The 533-nt window shown below is 74.0% G+C and carries 1 protein-coding gene; it reads left to right on the top strand.

The features are described 5' to 3' along the window. On the top strand, positions 1-533 hold a 533-nt coding region (locus AC1DDH_RS20495; RefSeq protein WP_476956215.1), incomplete at both ends, for a thiolase family protein.

The raw sequence follows: 533 nt of genomic DNA, 5'->3' as shown, positions 1-533 counted from the left end.
GACGAGGGCATCCGTCCCGGGTCCTCGGCGGAGAAGCTCGCCGGGCTCAAGACCGTGTTCCGGACCGGGAACGGCACCGTCACGGCCGGGAACGCGTCCCCGCTCTCCGACGGCGCGTCCGCGGCGTGGCTGGGCAGTGAAAAGGCCGCCGGGATCCTGGGKMTGGAGCCTKTGGCCCGGATCGCCGGGCGCGGCGCGCACGCCAACGAYCCSCAGTACTTCGGCTACGCCCCGGTCGAGGCCGCGAACARGGCCCTCGCCAAGGCCGGGATCGGCTGGGACCAGGTCGGCGCGGTCGAACTGAACGAGGCGTTCGCCGCGCAGTCCCTGGCCTGCATCAACGCCTGGGGCATCGAYGCGGGAATCGTGAACCGGCACGGCGGCGCGATCGCCATGGGCCACCCGCTCGGCGCCTCCGGCGGGCGGATCCTGGGCACCCTGGCCCGTTCCCTGCAGGCCTCCGGGCAGCGCTGGGGCGTCGCCGCGATCTGCATCGGCGTCGGCCAGGGCCTCGCCGTCGTGCTCGAAAACGT

It is taken from the genome of Arthrobacter sp. 10T425, from assembly GCF_056393985.1.
Note: the sequence above shows the minus strand (reverse complement) of the source record. Positions and strands in the feature narration are given on the sequence as shown.